At 55.4% G+C, this 17,697-nt stretch carries 13 protein-coding genes; 2 read left to right on the forward strand and 11 right to left on the reverse strand.

Going from position 1 to position 17,697, the window contains the following annotated elements; genetic code table 11:
- Window positions 1–4 precede the first annotated feature (4 nt).
- From wcaD to IM314_RS18465, 7 genes are all read right to left on the reverse strand, one after another.
- Window positions 5–1,225, reverse strand: a complete 1,221-nt coding sequence (gene wcaD, locus IM314_RS18435; protein WP_193358784.1) for a colanic acid polymerase WcaD — start codon at window positions 1,223–1,225, stop codon at window positions 5–7.
- Window positions 1,200–2,417: a colanic acid biosynthesis glycosyltransferase WcaC gene (wcaC, locus tag IM314_RS18440; RefSeq protein ID WP_193358785.1), complete on the reverse strand. Its 1,218-nt coding sequence runs from the start codon at window positions 2,415–2,417 to the stop codon at window positions 1,200–1,202. The genes wcaD and wcaC overlap by 26 nt, the downstream gene beginning before the upstream one ends.
- Complete coding sequence (gene wcaB / locus IM314_RS18445; protein WP_045629830.1) at window positions 2,414–2,905, reverse strand: colanic acid biosynthesis acetyltransferase WcaB; 492 nt, start codon at window positions 2,903–2,905, stop codon at window positions 2,414–2,416. Before wcaB ends, wcaC begins: the two co-directional genes overlap by 4 nt.
- Window positions 2,905–3,747 carry a colanic acid biosynthesis glycosyltransferase WcaA gene (gene wcaA, locus IM314_RS18450; RefSeq protein WP_028013800.1) on the reverse strand — a complete coding sequence of 281 codons (843 nt, stop codon included), beginning with the start codon at window positions 3,745–3,747 and terminating at the stop codon, window positions 2,905–2,907. The genes wcaB and wcaA overlap by 1 nt, the downstream gene beginning before the upstream one ends.
- 116 nt (window positions 3,748–3,863) lie before the next feature.
- A complete protein-coding gene (gene wzc / locus IM314_RS18455; protein ID WP_193358786.1) occupies window positions 3,864–6,026 on the reverse strand; it encodes a tyrosine-protein kinase Wzc in 2,163 nt (720 codons plus the stop codon).
- 2 nt (window positions 6,027–6,028) lie between these two features.
- Window positions 6,029–6,472 (reverse strand): low molecular weight protein-tyrosine-phosphatase Wzb, encoded by a 444-nt coding sequence (wzb, locus tag IM314_RS18460; protein WP_193358787.1) that lies wholly within the window; start codon window positions 6,470–6,472, stop codon window positions 6,029–6,031.
- Between the two features lie 6 nt (window positions 6,473–6,478).
- Entirely contained in the window at window positions 6,479–7,618 is a 1,140-nt protein-coding gene (locus tag IM314_RS18465) for a polysaccharide export protein (protein ID WP_014170829.1), read from the reverse strand.
- A 692-nt stretch (window positions 7,619–8,310) separates the two neighbouring features.
- Between IM314_RS18465 and IM314_RS18470 the strand changes: the two genes are divergently transcribed.
- Window positions 8,311–9,894 (forward strand): TerC family protein, encoded by a 1,584-nt coding sequence (locus tag IM314_RS18470; RefSeq protein ID WP_041909106.1) that lies wholly within the window; start codon window positions 8,311–8,313, stop codon window positions 9,892–9,894.
- Between the two features lie 92 nt (window positions 9,895–9,986).
- Here the strand turns inward: IM314_RS18470 and asmA are convergent, their stop codons facing one another.
- From asmA to udk, 3 genes are all read right to left on the reverse strand, one after another.
- Entirely contained in the window at window positions 9,987–11,837 is a 1,851-nt protein-coding gene (gene asmA / locus IM314_RS18475) for an outer membrane assembly protein AsmA (protein WP_193358788.1), read from the reverse strand.
- 22 nt (window positions 11,838–11,859) lie between these two features.
- A complete protein-coding gene (gene dcd, locus IM314_RS18480; RefSeq protein WP_028013805.1) occupies window positions 11,860–12,441 on the reverse strand; it encodes a dCTP deaminase in 582 nt (193 codons plus the stop codon).
- Window positions 12,442–12,532: 91 nt separating this feature from the next.
- A complete protein-coding gene (gene udk / locus IM314_RS18485) occupies window positions 12,533–13,174 on the reverse strand; it encodes a uridine kinase (protein ID WP_008500855.1) in 642 nt (213 codons plus the stop codon).
- A gap of 343 nt (window positions 13,175–13,517) precedes the next feature.
- Here udk and IM314_RS18490 point away from each other — a divergent pair, with 343 nt between their 5' ends.
- Window positions 13,518–16,847, forward strand: a complete 3,330-nt coding sequence (locus IM314_RS18490) for a diguanylate cyclase (RefSeq protein WP_193358789.1) — start codon at window positions 13,518–13,520, stop codon at window positions 16,845–16,847.
- On the opposite strand, the gene alkA is transcribed toward IM314_RS18490, so the two are convergent.
- Window positions 16,812–17,684, reverse strand: coding sequence for a DNA-3-methyladenine glycosylase 2 (alkA, locus tag IM314_RS18495; RefSeq protein ID WP_047363147.1), 873 nt, complete (start codon window positions 17,682–17,684; stop codon window positions 16,812–16,814). The two genes, IM314_RS18490 and alkA, sit on opposite strands and share 36 nt — an antisense overlap.
- Window positions 17,685–17,697: the final 13 nt, after the last annotated feature.

Consider the following 17,697-nt stretch of genomic DNA (forward strand, 5'->3'; position numbering starts at 1 on the left):
TTCGTCATACGTACGTAATATTAAGCGCCTTACGCAAAATAAACGGACAGACAATCAAGAAAGCATATTCCGGGCTAAATATTGACCCGGTAAAAAACAGCGACACCGGCGTAAAAAGATAAAGCTGCACGCGGAAGTTCTGGTTATCACCAAACGCGTTGATCATCATTTTGAAAACTTTAAACAGATACCACAGCGTCAACAGTACGGCGAACCACGAAAAATAAATAATTAACAGATACAGACCATTGTCTATGGTTTTACCGACATCCGCACCGTTAAAGATTCCGAATGATGCAACATATTCGTAAAGTGAGCCGAATCTTACTACACCATCGATATGGGTTAAGGAATAACCCACCATCACCAGCGGACCAATGATGCGATAATAGGACGATGACCCTTCCGTTCCCAAATCACCCAGACGTTCTGAAATGTACGGAAACGCGAATATGACGCCCACTAAAAATACCGTCAGAGAGATTATCGCCAGCGGCAGTTTTTTCTTAATCGCATCTTTGTTCAGGTACTGGAACGCCCACTCCAGCAGGTAAAACAGGATAAATGTCATTACCCCTGAGAACGATCCAGACAGAACGATTCCTGCAAGAATCATAGCATCGGTCTTAGGCGTTTTGATACCAAACTGTTTGATGCTGAGCCAAATTGAGATTAACGCCAGAGCGAAAAACGCCGGTTCAAAATAGAGCGCCGTTGTACGCTTACCACCAAACTTAATGAAGTTCAGTACATAGCTGTTACTGTAAATGAGATATTTCGAAATTATCTCCATCAGGCTGCTGCCACCGGTCAAAATAATCTGCGCCATTTCCAGTGCGGCAAGCACAACAATTAACGCAACGGCAATATAAAAGAACCTGAGGATTTTCCGATAATTGTGCGGTGAAATAGTTTTGAAGCGAATACTCCAGACCATGCCAATAATAATAACGATATAAACAAACAGCATGGTTGAAGTGACGTATTTACTGGCATCAAGCGACTGGCCAAAGATGTAGTTAAACAGCGTCAGGCCCGTGCCCAGCCCCAGGGCAATCATCAGCTTCTTCAGGTTGATTTTATCGACATACAGCAGAAGCAGAACGGGCAAAAAAGTCACGATGGTTATCGGGAAGCTTTCGCCGAGCTGGGCAATTTTGACGTTGACCAGCAGGTAGATCAGCGGCAGCAGCAGATAACTACAGATTCTGATAGAACGAGACATACTCCTCCAGCATCTGTTGTCCACTGTAGGCCTTGCGGCTACGGTTGCGGAACGATTCCAGGTCAGTGCCAAAAACGGCCTCGGCGATCTGCGCCTTCGGCAGTTGCACCAGAGGCAGGACCTCGTGCGCGGCGAAGGTTTTTCCGCCAGATTTTTCCAGCACTTCGCACGCCGCATCGCTGTGGGTAGCAATCACCGGCACGCCGATGGAGAGCGCCTCGCAGAGGATCAGCGGGTAATTATCCACACGAGAGCTGAACACCAGCGCGTCCATACCATTCAGGGCGCTCATCAGCTTGCGCTTGTCGGTTTCAAACCCGTGATTCACCACGTTAGCGCCTTCGAACGGCGAAAATTTGCCAAAGGTATGCAGTTCAATTTTGTCGCCGAGCGCCATCATGTCGCGCACCAGCTGCTGGTTGGTTTTGCCGTCGTAGCGCAGATCGTGCGCAACGATGGCAATTTTCGGTTTGCCCGCGGTTTCCGCCACCGGCGTCAGCTCGGCCAGGATGGCTTCCGTCGCCACGTCGATACCGTTGTTGATAATCTGACAGCGCCCTGCCCCATACAGGCTGTTGAAGGCGTCGGCCACGTGCTGGCTCGGGGAGATAAACGTGCAGCCGAGCGAAAGCATGTCGCGGAACAACTGACGCTTTCCGTCTACCAGCTGATGCGCGCGATCCACCTTCACCGGCGGATAGTTACTTAACGTCGGGCACTTCTGGCAGTTATCTTTCCAGCCTTCGCAGCCGTCGGTAAAGGCGCAGCGGCCCGTCACGCTCCAGTGATCGTGCAGCGTCCAGACGAAGCGGGTGTCGGGCTTGTGGGCCTGCACCTTCTGACAAAACGCCACCACCTCTTCCAGATTCAGCCAGTAGCTGTGCAGCACGTGAAAATGCAGCACAACCGGGCCGGTAGTGCGGGTCACGGTGCGATAAAGACTGTTCAGGTTGCCAAACAGATCGCGGTTAAACAGGCGGAACAGCGCAATGTTGGCAACAGAGGTCAGACGCGGCGTGTGCTTGTGCACCTGCGGGAAGTTATCATGGCTGACGCTTTTCTTGCCGCCTTTGCCGTAGCCGTAAATAAATCGGGACTGAAGTCCTTTTTGCAGGGCACGCTGGTGCAGATCCAGCGCCACGCCTGCCGCTCCGCCTTCTGCGAGGCGTACGTTAAATTGCAGAATGTTCATTTAATCACCTTCACGCGGGCTTTCTCTCCCACCACCAGCGCGTTATCGGGGATGTTGTCCAGCACCACGCTGCCCGCCCCGATCGTCACGTTGTTACCAATCGTGATGTCGCCAATCATCACTACGTTCGCCCCCAGCTCGACGTTATTGCCGATAACCGGACAGGCCAGGCTGTCCGGCCCGCGGTTGCCGATCGTCACCCCGTGGCGAATGGTGAAATCATCGCCCGCGACCACGAACTTGTTGATCACCACCGCATAGCCGTGGTGGATGGTAAAGCGGCGGCCAATGGTGGCAGCGGCCTGGATTTCATAGCCAAAAAAGCATTCGGTGATGATGCGGTACAGCACCAGAATCGGTGCCGCCCAGATATTGTTCAGTACGTTTTTCTTGCGCCACACCGAGCAAAAGTGCGCGATGCGGTACGCCAGAACCATGCAGCACGGGCGCAGGCTCCAGCTGTTTGCGCGGCAATCTTCCAGAAACATTATTTCCCCCGAAGCCCGTCAGCCAGACGCTTGCCGTTACGCACCGACAGCAGCGTCAGCAGGGTGCGCCAGTTCATGCGCTTATTGCGGATCTGATACAGGGTAAAGAGCTGATACTTACGGCTGGCACGGTCAAACTTGTCCTTGTGCTTGCGGTAAAAATGGAAGTAGCCTGAAAACTTCTTCGGTGAGGAGGTGATCTGCATCTCCCCGTGGTTGATGTGCAGGATCTGCGTGGCCTCTTCCACTTTCCACGGCTCGCCGTACTCCACCACCATCCGCAAGAAGATGTCGTAATCCTGCGCGGCCTTCAGTTCGGTATCGAACAGGCACTCCTTAAAGCGCCACGCCCAGGTAAACACCTGATTACCGATAATGTTGCGCTTGTAGAACAGGCGACGGGAGTACGGTGATTTCGGGTACAGCGGCAGGCTCGCGGGCTGCGAGTAAACCTCGCCCTGGCAGACATAGTCGTTGGCATACAGAAAAGCGTGCGTGACCAGCTGCTCTTTATGCGAAAGGAAGACGGACAGGCGGTTCGGCGTCCATTCGTCGTCATCGTCGATGCCGGTCAAATACTGCCCTTTGGCCTGCATAATGGCCTGATTACGCACCGCGCACGCCCCGGAGTTAATCGGGTTATGGGTATACATCACGCGCGGATCGTTGAGTTCGGTGACAAATTTTTGCAGCTGTTCATACGAGGAAGAACAGTCATCCACGATGATCAGTTCCCAGTTATCGTAATCCTGACGTAAGACCGACTTAATAGCGCGGATCGCCAGCTGCTGACGGTTCCATGTCGGCATATAGATAGAAACTAAAGGGCGTTGTGTGGTCATCTTTTCCTCCTACCCCTCACCCCGGCCCTCTCCCCTGAGGGGAGAGGGTGAAAGGCGGCACCGGACAGTTCCCTCTCCCCTCTGGGGAGAGGGTTAGGGTGAGGGGGGGTGTTTTGTTATTTGCTGTCAGACTTGTATTCGTACTCGTAATAGCCGTAATCCTGGTACCCGGTCGCGCGGCGGAAGATGGAGTTCAGGATGACCCCTTTCACCTCAATGCCGTTCTGCTCGAAGCGGCTCAGGCTGGTTTCCACTTCCTTCAGGGTGTTCACCGCATAGCGCGCCACCATCAGCGTGGTACCCGCATGACGGCCAACCACGGCGGCATCGGTCACGGCCAGAATTGGCGGCGTATCGATCAGCACCAGGTCATAGTTTTTGCTCGCCCACTCAATCAGCTGGGTGAAGCGTTCGCTCATCAGCAGTTCAGACGGGTTCGGCGGCACCTGACCACGCGGGATCAGGTCGAATCTCGGAATCGAGGTCGGCTTGGCGCTCTGGCTAATCTCTCCCTGACCCAGCAGGATTTCCGACAGACCGTTCACGTTGTTGGTGCCCAGCAGTTCGTGGGTATAACCCTTACGCATATCGCAGTCGATCAGCAGCACGCGCTTGTTGGTCTGGCTCACCACGGCCGCCAGGTTGGCACAGACAAAGGTCTTACCGATTGACGGGCTGACGCCGGTTAACATCAGGACGTTGTTTTTAGCCTGCATCATGGCGAAGTGCAGACTGGTACGCAGGCTGCGGATCGCTTCAATCGCCAGGTCGGTTGGGTTACCCACGGCCAGCAGCTGGCTCTGTTTGTAACGCTTAACGCCCTTGATGGTCTTGACGCTGTCACGGGATTTTTGCCACTCAGACAGCGGAATGCTGGCATAGACGTTGATACCACTCTCTTCCAGCACCTGCGGGCTTTCGATGCCGCGGTTGAACAGCGAGCGCAGCAGGACGCCAACGATAGAGAGCATCAGGCCAAGAATGATGCTGCCGAGAATAATCAGCGCTTTCTTCGGTTTCAGCACGCCAGGCTGGGTAATGGCCGGGTCGACGATACGCACGTCACCCACGGTGCTGGCCTCGGTGATTTTCAGCTCCTGCTGTTTGTTCAGCAGCTGCATGTAAACCTGCTGTCCGGATTCCACGTCGCGGGTAAGACGCACGATCTCCTGCTGCGTTTTCGGCATCGCGGTCACGCGGTCGTTCAGCTTCGCCTTCTCCTCTTCGAGAGTGCGGCGCTTCTCCAGCAGCGTGCGGTAGGCCGGGTGGCGTTTGGTGTAAAGCTTGGAAATCTCTGCCTCTTTGAAGGTCAGCTCGTTGAGCTGCGCATCAATATTCACCATCGAGTCGAGAACCGATTTCGCCTCCAGCGGCAGGTCGACGGAGTCTTTATCCTGACGGTAGGCGTTCAGCTTGTTCTCGGCATCGTCCAGCCGGGCACGCACTTCCGGGAGCTGTTTAGCGAGGAAAGCCAGGCTTTTCGCCGCTTCCGCCGACTTGCGCTCGACGTTCTGCTCAAGGTAGTTGCGGGTAATGCTGTTCAGGATGTCGCGAATTTGATCTTTATCTTCACCGGTAAAGGTCATGCTCAGCACGCCGGTGTCCTTACCGTTTTCGGTGACGGTCAGGTTGTTCTGCAGATTGTTGATCATTCCCAGCGTGGAGAATTTGGTGACGGTGAATTCACCGCCCTCCTGGGCGTGGATCGCGCTAACCATCATGCTAACGCCGTCTTTGTTCAGCATCTGCCCCACTTCACCGCGTGCGCTAAAGCCCGCATCGCTGGTCAGCTGATACTGTTTCGGGCCCAGCACCGTCAGGGTAAAGGTTTGATTCCCCGCCCCTTTAGGCAGCACAAAGTCAGTGACCTTTACGGTGTCATTGCTGCGCCCCATCAGACGGTCCCAGCCGGCACCGAAGATCGGGAACGTATTTTTGGTGACGGAGATGTCGAGTCCGAGGTCGTGAACCGTTTTACCCAGCACCAGACGCGACTGGATCAGCTGAATTTCAGCGTCGGATGCTGGCGGTTTGTTCGCCAGCGCGGAGCCGATATCCTGCACCAGCGAGTTGCCGGTATTCTGCTCGATCTGCACCAGCGCGTCGGCGCTGTAGATTGGTGTGGCGAACAGCGTATACACGACGGCCGCTGCGGCAAACACGGCAGTAATGCCAAGCACCCACCACTTTGCCTCGATAACCGTGCCGACCAGGCGACCAATATCAATTTCATCACTGCCCGAAGTCGGGGCGGCAGAAGGTCTTGTTTTTTCTGTCATTGTTATCCCTGCTGAGCTTTCAGTGCCTGCGCCCACTGTTGGGCAGACTGGTCAAGTAAGGTGTAAACCGCCTCGAAGGCTTCATGGCTCTTGCGATACGGATCGGGGATTTCGCGTTCGTTGTCCCAGTGACCAAACAGCATCACCTTGCCGCGCATCTCCGGAGCGATATCGCATAGCGCATGAATATGGCGTTTTTCCATTGCCAGAATCAGGTCATACTCCCGGCACATGTGGCCGGTGACCTGGCGGGCGATATGCCCGTCAAGAGAGAGGTTGTGATCGCGGGCCACGCTCGTGGCGCGCTCGTCGGCACCTTTGCCCACCAGCGCGCCCAGCCCTGCGGACTCGACCGTTAACTCGGGCTGGTACTGTTTCAACAGCCGTTCAGCCGTGGGGGAACGGCAAATGTTCCCCACGCATACCACCAGAATTTTGTTAAACATCGCGGATTACCAGGTATGAATGTCGCGCGCCGTATCCGTCATGTAGCGAACGCCACTGATGGTTGGCAGCAACTGGTTGATCAGACGGTTCCAGCGGGCAACCGGCGCGGTGGTGACGTAAACCACATCGTATGGCTGGAGACGGAACTCCGTCGCCATCACCAGAGACGTCGCATCGGACATATCCAGCTGGTAGATGTTGGCAATCTTGCCCTTCGCGCTGCCTTCACCCTTCAGCGGACGGATGACGAAGATACCGGTCGCGTTAGAGGTGGTCAGATCGATACCTTCAGCATTGCCCAGCGCTTCGGTCAGGGTCATGCCGCTGAAGTCCATTTTGAGGGTGCTCTGTTTCTTCACTTCACCCATCACGAAGACTTTCAGATCGTCGTTGCGCGGTACGTAGAGAATATCGCCCGGATAGAGCAGGCGGTTCTGGGTCAGGTCGCCGTTTTGCATCAGCGCCTGCAGCGAAATGCGCTGCTCTTTGCCGTTGTGGGTCAGCACCACGTTGCGCCAGTCGGCGCCGTCAGTTAAGCCGCCCGCGGCGTTAATGGCGTCCAGAACGGTGAGCGGAACGTTGGTGATGGCCTGCTGGCCGGATTTGTTCACCTGACCGGAGATATAGGCTTTTTGCGAGCGGAATGCGGCGATATTAACGTCCACCTGCGGGTCGGCGATGTACTGCGCTAAGCGGCCGGTAATATCACTACGGATCTCGGCAAGCGTTTTCCCGGCGACATGTACTTTACCAATGTACGGATAGAACATGGTGCCATCTGACTGTACCCAGTTCCCGGTGTCGCTTGAGCTACGGTACTGGCCCGCTGGCGTGGTCAGTTCAGGGTGGTCCCAGACGGTCACGTTGATCACGTCGCCCGGCCCCACACGATACTGATAGGAGGCAATTTCCTGGTCCAGAGACATATTCGGCTGGGCAACATTCGGACGTGGACGTAATTGTTCGACCAGACGTGGCGTAAGTGGGTAAACATTCACCATTTTGTCGAGATCAAAATCGGCATCCTGTTGCTTGATCACATCCTTACCCATTGTTGACATATTGCTGCCGGGAAAGACCGTGCAACCACTCATCAAGGTCACAGACACCAATAATGGCATCAATTTCATTTTGGATTTCATCATTGATTATTTATCACTTTGGCAGAGTAATTATCCTGTGCAATTTAAATAAGCCTGAGACGTATTGGGTTTCAGCATGCAGTTAATCAAATAGAAATATAACTGGCATCAGTCCTAAAAAAAGCTTATTCATCCATTGGCTATTGACAGAATAATCGAGGCTGATTCACACGCTTTCAGGCACGCTACCGCCCTTGGCTTTCAGTTACCAATCCACTGACTAAACAATGTGTTATGGATAGACACCCTCTTGAGTAAGGTCTTCTGGAAATATATCAGCCGCTTGAAATACACAACGGATAATGAATGACCATTCCGAAGACCAAAACAATAATAGCAACAACAAGATTTAACATTTGATGCTGGGAGAATTGTTGCAGCTAACCTAATAGCAGGCAAGGAGACAACTGTCCTAATATCTGTTTTTAAGATTAATATTAAGAGCAAAGTTTTGACCTTTTAGGATTTTCTTTATATTGACAAAAAGAGAGTAAAAACCATTATCTGCGATATATCCTAAAAAGCACTCAGAATAATAAAATATACATATTTTGCTTATTTACACTCACCTGAGACTGCTCTCTTTTTTATGCATCGTATTAAGAGAAATCTCAGCCCGACATTGCATTTTCCCCCAGCTTTATCCATGATCGAAGTGTGACATTCGTCATATAACAGAAGGTATTGCTATTACTATGGAATGGATTGCCGATCCATCAATCTGGGCCGGGCTGGTGACGCTGGTCGTCATCGAATTAGTGCTCGGTATTGATAATCTGGTGTTTATCGCCATCCTCGCTGAAAAACTGCCCCCTTCCCAGCGCGACCGCGCGCGCGTGACGGGTCTGCTGCTGGCGATGGTGATGCGTTTACTGCTGCTGGCCTCTATCTCCTGGATGGTCACGCTCACTCAGCCTCTGTTCTCCGTTCGTGGCCTGAGCTTTAGCGCGCGCGACCTGATCATGCTCTTCGGCGGGCTGTTCCTGCTGTTCAAAGCCACGGTGGAGCTTAACGAGCGGCTCGAAGGCAAGGACAGCGAGAACCCGACCCAGCGACGCGGGGCGAGATTCTGGCCGGTGGTGGCGCAAATTGTGGTGCTCGATGCAGTCTTCTCCCTGGATTCGGTGATTACCGCCGTCGGGATGGTGGACCATCTCGCCGTCATGATGGCCGCGGTAATTATCGCCATCACGCTGATGGTGATGGCGAGCAAAGCACTGACCCGCTTTGTGAACAGCCACCCGACAATCGTGATCCTCTGCCTCAGCTTCCTTCTGATGATTGGCTTCAGCCTGGTCGCCGACGGTTTCGGCTTCCACATTCCGAAAGGCTACCTGTACGCCGCCATTGGCTTCTCCGTCATGATTGAAGCGCTCAACCAGCTGGCGATATTTAACCGCCGCCGGTTTCTCTCCGCGAATCAGACCCTGCGCCAGCGCACGGCCGACACCGTGATGCGCCTGTTGAGCGGCAGGAAAGAGGATGCCGAGCTGGACGCCGAATCCTCTGCCCTGCTGGCCGATCACAGCGACGGGCAAATCTTTAACACGCAGGAGCGGCTGATGATCGAGCGCGTGCTCAACCTGAATCAGCGCACGGTCAGCAGCATCATGACCTCCCGGCATGACATTGAGCATATTGACCTCACGGCACCAGAAGAGCAGATCCGCGCCCTGCTGGATAAAAACCAGCACACCCGGCTGGTGGTCACCGGCGGTGAAGAGGAAGAGGAGCTGCTGGGGGTGGTACACGTGATTGACCTGCTCCAGCAGCAGCTGCACGGCGAGCCGCTCAACCTGCGCGCGCTGGTACGCCAGCCGCTGGTCTTCCCGGAAGCGCTTCCGCTGCTCTCCGCGCTGGAGCAGTTCCGCAACGCGCGCACCCATTTCGCGTTTGTGGTGGATGAATTTGGTTCGGTGGAAGGGCTGGTCACGCTCAGCGACGTAATGGAAACCATCGCCGGTAATCTGCCAAACGAGGTGGATGAGATTGATGCCCGCCACGACATTCAGAAAAACGCAGACGGCTCGTGGACGGCCAACGGCCACATGCCGCTGGAAGACCTTGTGCAGTACGTGCCGCTACCGCTGGATGAAAAAAGGGAATACCACACCATTGCCGGTCTGCTGATGGAGTATTTGCAGCGCATCCCGCAGCCGGGGGAAGAGGTTCAGGTGGGCGACTATCTGCTTAAAACACTGCAGATTGAAAACCATCGCGTGCAGAAAGTTCAGCTAATTCCACTGCGGGATGAGGAAGAGCTGGATTTTGAGGTCTAGGTAAACCAAAACGGCAACCCCGTTGCCGTTTTAGTGTTTGCTCCCTCTCCCGTGGGAGAGGGTCGGGGTGAGGCCATCAGGCCACACCGCCGTCAAAGCTTATCCAGCAGCTTCTTCACATCCTTGCCGTTCTGGGAATCTTTATTACGATCCGCCCAGCTGTTGAGCCGACGCTTCGCTTCATCCTGCAGATGCTTACGCAGGATCTGATCTACCTGAAGGCTGTAGTTCAGCGCCTGCCATTTGCCGTATACGCTAAGCGGAACCGGCGTCTCTTTGAGGAAGTCAATCAGCTTGCTTTCGCCCTGCCAGCCGGAAAGCACCCGGACGTTAAAGCGCGTGTCCGCCGTCTCTTTGACCAGATCCAGCGAGCCTTCTCCGGTTAACGACAGCATAGATGAAGTTCCCTGCATCCCGGCCAGCGTCAGCACCCCATTATCCAGCGTCAGGTCAGTGGTGAAGCTGTCGAGGCGAGTTGCGCTGTCGTAGTTTTCCTGGGCTTTAACATCGCTGCTGCGCTCCACCGCCTGCTGAACCAGCTGCTGGAAGTTGAGCCCTTCCATTCGCGAATCTTTCAGGTCAACATGCGCCTCGCCCTGCCACTCACGGCGGAAGGCGTTGGCATCAATTTTGGTGCCTGAGAAATCGCCCGCCAGCGTCAGCTGACCCGTCAGGGATATCGGATAGTTAAAGGCTTTGAGGATGCTGCCAATCTCAACGTTGTCGAGACGCGGCTGGAATTCAGCGCTGGCAACGTCCTTACGCACGTCCAGCGTACCCGGAAGTGACAGGTGACCCGCCCCCATTTTGCCGCTCAGTTCTGAAATTACCAGCAACCCGTTGTGGTTGAACATCTGGCCGCTCACGTCGGTAAAATCAATACCGCGCCAGCGCACGCTGTTGGCTTTCAGCAGAATATCCGCCGTGAAGCCGCGCAGCACGTTATAGTCAGGCTGTTCAAGGTTGGATGAGATAACCGGACGCGACACCGGTGACTGGCTTTGCCCCGTCTGCACGGCATCGCTGTCCGTTGCGCTTGCCGGCACCGGTGGCAGGATGTTCTCCAGGTTGAGCTTGTCAAACTGCAGGTTCAGCACCCACTTCGGCTTATCGTCGAGCGTGACGCTCGCCTGCCCTTTCAGGCTGCTGTCGTTGGCCTGCAGATTAAGGTTTTCCAGCGCCAGCTGTTTTTGCTCTTCGCGCCATACGGCCTGCAGCGTCCCCTGCCCGGCGATCCCCTGGGTCGGGAGATCCGCTCCCGTCAGCTGCCAGCTAAGCTGCTTGATGTCGGCCGTCAACTGATGCGGGTAGTCCGACGCATTCACGTTTGCATTCAACGAGAGGGACAGATCGCGCTGGTCGCGGTTTATCCGTCCGCTAAATTCCAGCGACGCAAGATGGTGTTCATCCTGTTCCATCTGCAGGTTGATGTTGCGAACGGTGACCTGCTCCTGATCCTCATGCTGGAATACCAGCACGCTATCGGCCACTTTCAGTTTGCCTATATCAAAGGACCAGCCCTCATCGGACGGTTCATCCGGTAAGGTATTCTCGCGCGGCGCAACCGGCGCATTCGCGTCGCGCACGGCTTCGGTCTGCGGGGTAAGCTGAATGACCGCGCCCTTCAGCATCACCTGATTAACCTGCAGCTGATGGGAGATGAGCGGGATCAGCGCCACATCGAGACGCATGTTGTCCGCAGAGACCAGCGGCTGTGCCGCGCCCGGCGCGGTTAACGACATGCGGCCAGAGAGAATGCTGAGCTGCGGCCAGACGTGCCAGCGCAGCGGCCCGTCAAGCTTCAGTTGGTAACCACTGCGTGCCTCGACCTGCCGCACCATGTAAGCGCGGAAATCATTCGGGTTAACCAGCAGAACCAACGCCGAAAGGCCAGCAACCAGCACTACCAGCAAAATCATCAGCGTTGTCAGAACTCTTCTCATGGCATCCTCAATGGACTAACGATCAGTCTTTATCAATACGGCTGGCAACCGCACCCTGCTGGTCGCGGTATTTTGCGTCCTGGCGGCGGTTATAAGGCCTGTCTGCCGGGCCTGTGAGCGGTTCAAAGCTTAACGCACCGATCATCATTCCGGGGCGCAGCGCCAGCGGCAGTTTACCGGCATTGAAGAACTCCAGCACGATACGGCCGGACCAGCCTGGGTCGATACGGTGCGCGGTCACGTGAACCATCAACCCCAGGCGGGCCAGAGAAGAACGGCCATCAAGCCAGCCGACGAGATCCGCAGGCAGGGTCACGGATTCATACGTCACCGCCAGCGCCAGTTCACCCGGGTGCAGATAAAAAGCTTCACCTTCGTCAATGATGATTTCATCACTCATGACGCGATCGAGCGCGGCGCTGACTTCATCCTTCGGCCCGCTGAGGTCGATGAACGGCGCAGTATGGCCGCTAAAGGTGCGGAATTTATTCCCCAACCGCACATCAACGGTCACCCCATTGATACGCTCCACGGGGGGACGTGGGGTAATAGACAAGCGGCCTTCATCCAGCCAGGCTTCAATATCACGATCGCAAAGACGCATGGTTCTTTCTCCTTTCATGCATCGTACCCTGAGCCGTTGAACGCTCAGGGTAAAACCAGGTTATCTCTGAACGGTACACAATTCGCGCGGCTTATTCAAAAAACTGGCTGATTTTCGCTTTTAAGATATCAATAGCAATGCGGTTTTTGCCCCCGCGAGGCACGATGATATCGGCGTATTGTTTGGAGGGTTCAATAAACTGCAGGAACATCGGACGGACCGTTTTCTGGTATTGCGCCATGACGGAGTCCATCGAACGGCCGCGCTCGTTAACGTCACGCTTGATGCGGCGCATCAGGCAGATATCCAGCGGGGTATCGACGAAGATGGAGAAGTTCATGGATTCACGCAGGCGGGCGTCAGTCAGGAGCAGGATGCCTTCAAGGATAATGACCTTCTTCGGCTCGATGCGGATCGTTTCCTGGGTACGGGTGTGTTCTACGTAACTGTAAACGGGCAGTTCGATCGCCTGGCCGCTCTTAAGCGCTTCTAAATGCTGGAACAGTAAACTGTGATCCATCGCATTCGGGTGGTCGTAGTTGGTTTTTACACGTTCTTCCATCGACAGATGGGATTGATCTTTGTAGTAGCTGTCTTCGGGAATGACGCCGATATGCTCATCACCTACCTGTTCACGCAGTTCGCGATAAAGCGTACTGGCAATTAGACTTTTACCTGAAGCCGATGCGCCGGCGATGCCTATAATGACGCACTGATGAGACTTATCAGTCATAAATTTAGCGACCTGAATAACCTGGATGTTAAGGAAGGACGACGCCGGAGCGTCAAACGCGGCAATTATAGGGATTTCGCGGGCGTGATACCAGTCGAATGCGCAGGTTCTGCGAGACAGGCTGAAAAGTGGCGCATTGATCCCTGAGAGAAATTTTAATGACCGTTTTTTCAGCGTTTAACAGGAATTTTTTAGCGAGTAACTATTTAATAAGTCTATGATGTCAAATTATGAGCAGTCGCCATATGAATTGTAAATTGTTTGTACTAGCATAAACCAAATTATCAAATTCACTCGTGCGCACTTCTCTCCTGACGGCATGGCGTCTCTGGATAAAGCGGTAATGAATAAACAATACCAGCGGGTTTTGGTTACCACCCCACATCCTTTATTACGACTTGTCTGTCTGGGCCTGGTCACCTTTATCTTTACCTTATTTTCGCTGGAGCTTACCCGCTTCGGTACCCTGCTGGCGCCACTCTGGTTTCCTACCGCCATTATGATGGTGGCGTTTTACCGCCATGCAGGAAAAATGTGGCCCGGGATAGCCCTGGCCTGTTCATTTGGCAATATTCTGGCCTCGTGGATGTTGTTCTCCTGGGCGTCGATAAACCCCACCTACACCGCAATAAACGTTATTGAGGCCATCATCGGTGCCGTGTTACTGCGCAAGCTGCTTCCGTGGTACAACCCGCTGCAAAATTTAAACGACTGGATCCGCCTGGCAATAGGCAGCGCGCTGGTGCCGCCGCTGGTGGGCGGTATTCTGATGACGCTTCTGATCCCCGGCCCTGAGCCGCTGCGTAATTTCATCGTCTGGGTGCTATCTGAATCCATTGGCGCGCTGGCGCTGGTGCCGCTGGGGCTGCTGTTTAAATCCCATTACCTGCTCCGCCACCGTGATCCGAGATTGCTGCTGGAAACCCTGGTTACCATGGCCGTAACGCTGGCCCTCAGTTGGGCATCCATCACCTGGCTGCCGTGGCCCTTTACCTGCGTGATTGTCCTGCTGATGTGGAGCGCTGTGCGCTTGCCGCGGATGGAAGCGTTCATGGTGTTTCTGGTTACCGTGATGGTCGTTTCACTGATGATTGCCCATAACCCTTCGGCGCTGACCACCCAACATGCCGGGCCGATGATGAACGCGCCGTGGCTGCCGTTCCTGATGCTCCTCCTCCCCGCTAACGTGATGACCATGGTGATGTATGCCTTCCGTGCCGAACGCAAACACATCACCGAGAGCGAAGAGCGCTTTCGTAATGCAATGGAGTATTCCGCCATCGGTATGGCGTTAGTCAGCATGGAGGGCCAGTGGCTTCAGGCCAACAAGGCGCTGTGCAATTTCCTCGGTTACAGCCAGACCGAGCTACAGTCGCTCACCTTCCAGCAGCTCACCTGGCCGGAAGATTTGCATACCGACCTGGAACAGCTGGAACAGCTGGTCAACGGCGAGATCAACACCTACACCCTTGAAAAGCGCTATTACACGCGCAACGGAGAGGTCGTCTGGGCGCTTCTGGCCGTCTCCGTCGTGCGCCATGCCGATGGCTCGCCGCTCTATTTCATCGCCCAGATTGAAGACATTAACGATCTGAAGCAAACCGAGTGGGTCAATAAACGGCTGATGGAGCGCATTACGCTGGCCAACGAAGCGGGCGGCATCGGTATCTGGGAGTGGGATCTGGAGCCAGACATCATCAGCTGGGATAAGCGGATGTTTGAGCTGTATGAAATTCCGCCGCACATTAAGCCCACCTGGCAGCTCTGGCACGAAAGAATATTGCCGGAGGATCGCGCCCATGCGGAGCAGGTGCTGCGGGATTCACTGGTTTCGCGTCTGCCGTTTAAGCTTGAATTCCGTATCCGCGTGAAGGAAGGCGTGCGCCATATACGCTCCCTGGCCAACCGGGTGCTGAATAAAGAGGGTGAAGTCGAACGTTTGCTCGGCATCAATATGGACATGACCGAGGTGAAGGAGCTTAACGAAGCGCTGTTTCAGGAAAAAGAGCGCCTGCACATCACGCTCGACTCCATCGGCGAAGCGGTGCTCTGTACCGATATCGACATGAACGTCACCTTTATGAACCCGGTCGCCGAGAAGATGAGCGGCTGGCTGCAGACCGAGGCCATCGGCCAGCCGATCCTGAAGGTGTTACACATCACCTTTGGGGAACGGGGCCCGCTGATGGAGAATATTCACAGCGGCGATATGTCACGCTCCGATATCGACCAGGATGTAGTGCTGAACTGCCGCACCGGCGGATCGTTTGATATCCACTACAGCATTACGCCACTCGGTACCCTTGATGGGCACAGTATTGGCTCGGTGATCGTTATTCAGGACGTCACCGAGTCGCGCAAAATGCTGCGTCAGCTAAGCTACAGCGCGTCGCACGATGCCCTCACCCACCTGGCAAATCGGGTCAGCTTCGAAAACCATCTCAAACGGCTTCTGCAAACCGTTCGCGAGACGCGTCAGCGTCATGCGCTGGTCTTTATCGATCTGGACCGCTTCAAAGCCGTCAATGATAGCGCAGGCCATGCGGCGGGAGATGCCCTGCTGCGGGAACTCTCTTCCATGATGTTAACCATGCTTCGCTCCAGCGACGTGCTGGCGCGCCTGGGCGGCGACGAGTTTGGGCTGCTGCTGCCGGACTGCAATATTGAGAGCGCGCGCTATATCACCGGTCGTTTGATCCATACCATCAATGACTATCACTTTATGTGGGAAGGTCGCCTGCACCGGATTGGCGCCAGCGCAGGGATCACGCTGATTGATGAGCATAATAACCAGGCGTCAGAAGTGATGTCGCAGGCGGATATTGCCTGTTATGCCTCGAAAAACAGCGGCCGCGGCATCGTGACGGTGTACGAACCGCAGCAGGAGCGGGATCGGAGCGCGCGCAGCATGATGTCGCTGGACGAACAGTGGCATATGATCAAAGACAATCATCTGATGATGATAGCCCGCAGCGTCGCCTCCCCGCGCATACCGGAAAGCTGTAACTTCTGGCTGATTTCGCTACGCCTGTGGACCAGCCAGGGTGAAGTCCAGGAGGAGCACGCCTTCCGTTCTGGTCTGGCGGAGCCCGAACTGCTGCACGCCCTCGACAGACGTATCTTTGGTGAGTTTTTCCGCACCTCTGCCGCACAGGTCGCCCGTAAAGGGATGGGGGTAGCACTGCCGCTTTCTGCCGCCGGTTTAGCCAGCGTAACGCTGGTCGATGAACTCCTCGAGCTGCTCGATAACAGCCCCATGCCGGGCCGTCTGCTGCATCTGGTTATCGCGAGCGACGTGGTGTGTAACCCGGATGAGAACCTGCAGCGAGGGCTGCAAAAGCTTCGCCAGGCGGGCTGCCGGGTGATCTTCAGCCAGATAGGGCGCGACATGAACGTCTTCAGCCACCTGAGCCCGAACATGGCCGATTATCTGATGCTGGACGCCGAGGTGGTGAGCAACGTGTATGGTAATCTGATGGATGAGATGATGGTGACCATCGTTCAGGGCCACGCCCAGCGTCTGGGGATGAAAACCATCGCGGGTCCCTGCAACCAGCCCATCATGATGGATACGCTTTCCGGCATCGGCATTGATTTTATCTATGGCGACACCATCGCCGAGCCGCAGCCGCTGGATCTACTGCTCAACACCAGTTATTTCGCCATCAACTGACGGCGTCCAGCCGTCGGTATACCAGATGTGCAGCAGCGCGTAGGAGCGCCACGGCTGCCAGCGCTCGGCGTAACGACGGATCTGCGCGGGGGTCATCCCGGCGAAGCGTTGCTTAATCAGATAATCATCCGGCAGGAACACATCTTTCGCCTGCCAGCCTCTCAGGGCCAGGTAATTTGCCGTCCAGCGCCCGATGCCCGGCCGCTGCTGTAGCGCCTTCATGCCCGCCTCAACGTCCTCGGGCGGCGTCAGCGGAAACGTCCCGTCAACAACCGACTGCGCCAGATGAATCAGCGCCTCCGCGCGTTTTAGCGGCATCCCGAGCGCCTTGAGCGCCAGCGGATCGGCAGCGGCCAGCGCTTGCGGGGAGGGAAAGCAGACATAACCCGGTGCATCCTTCACCGGCTCACCGCACAGGGCGACAACGCGGGAAGCCAGTTTCGCCGCCATCGCCACGCTGACCAACTGCCCGAGAATGGCCCGTACGCCCTGCTCGTACGCATCCATCGCCCCCGGCAGACGCAAGCCGGGGCGGGCAGCGCCGAGATCCCCCAGCGTATCCGCGATGTGCTGCGGGTTACAGGCGAGATCGAACAGGCGCGCGATGCGTTCAAGACACGTCTGCGCAACCGGAACCAACCCCGGGCTGAGCGTCACGGTCAGCGTATGGGTAGCGATATCCGGCGTCACGCGAAATATCCCCTGATGGCCGTCGCAGGCAAAGCTGCGCTCGTAGTAGTCGCTCGTGACGGTTTCAATGCCCGTCACCGCACGAGCGCCGAGAAAGCCAAACATCCACTGCCAGTCGTAAGGGGGTTGCCACGTCAGGGTATACATCGCTGCTCCTTTT

The sequence above is a fragment of the Enterobacter cloacae complex sp. P42RS genome, from assembly GCF_014930595.1.
GTDB lineage: Bacteria > Pseudomonadota > Gammaproteobacteria > Enterobacterales > Enterobacteriaceae > Enterobacter > Enterobacter bugandensis.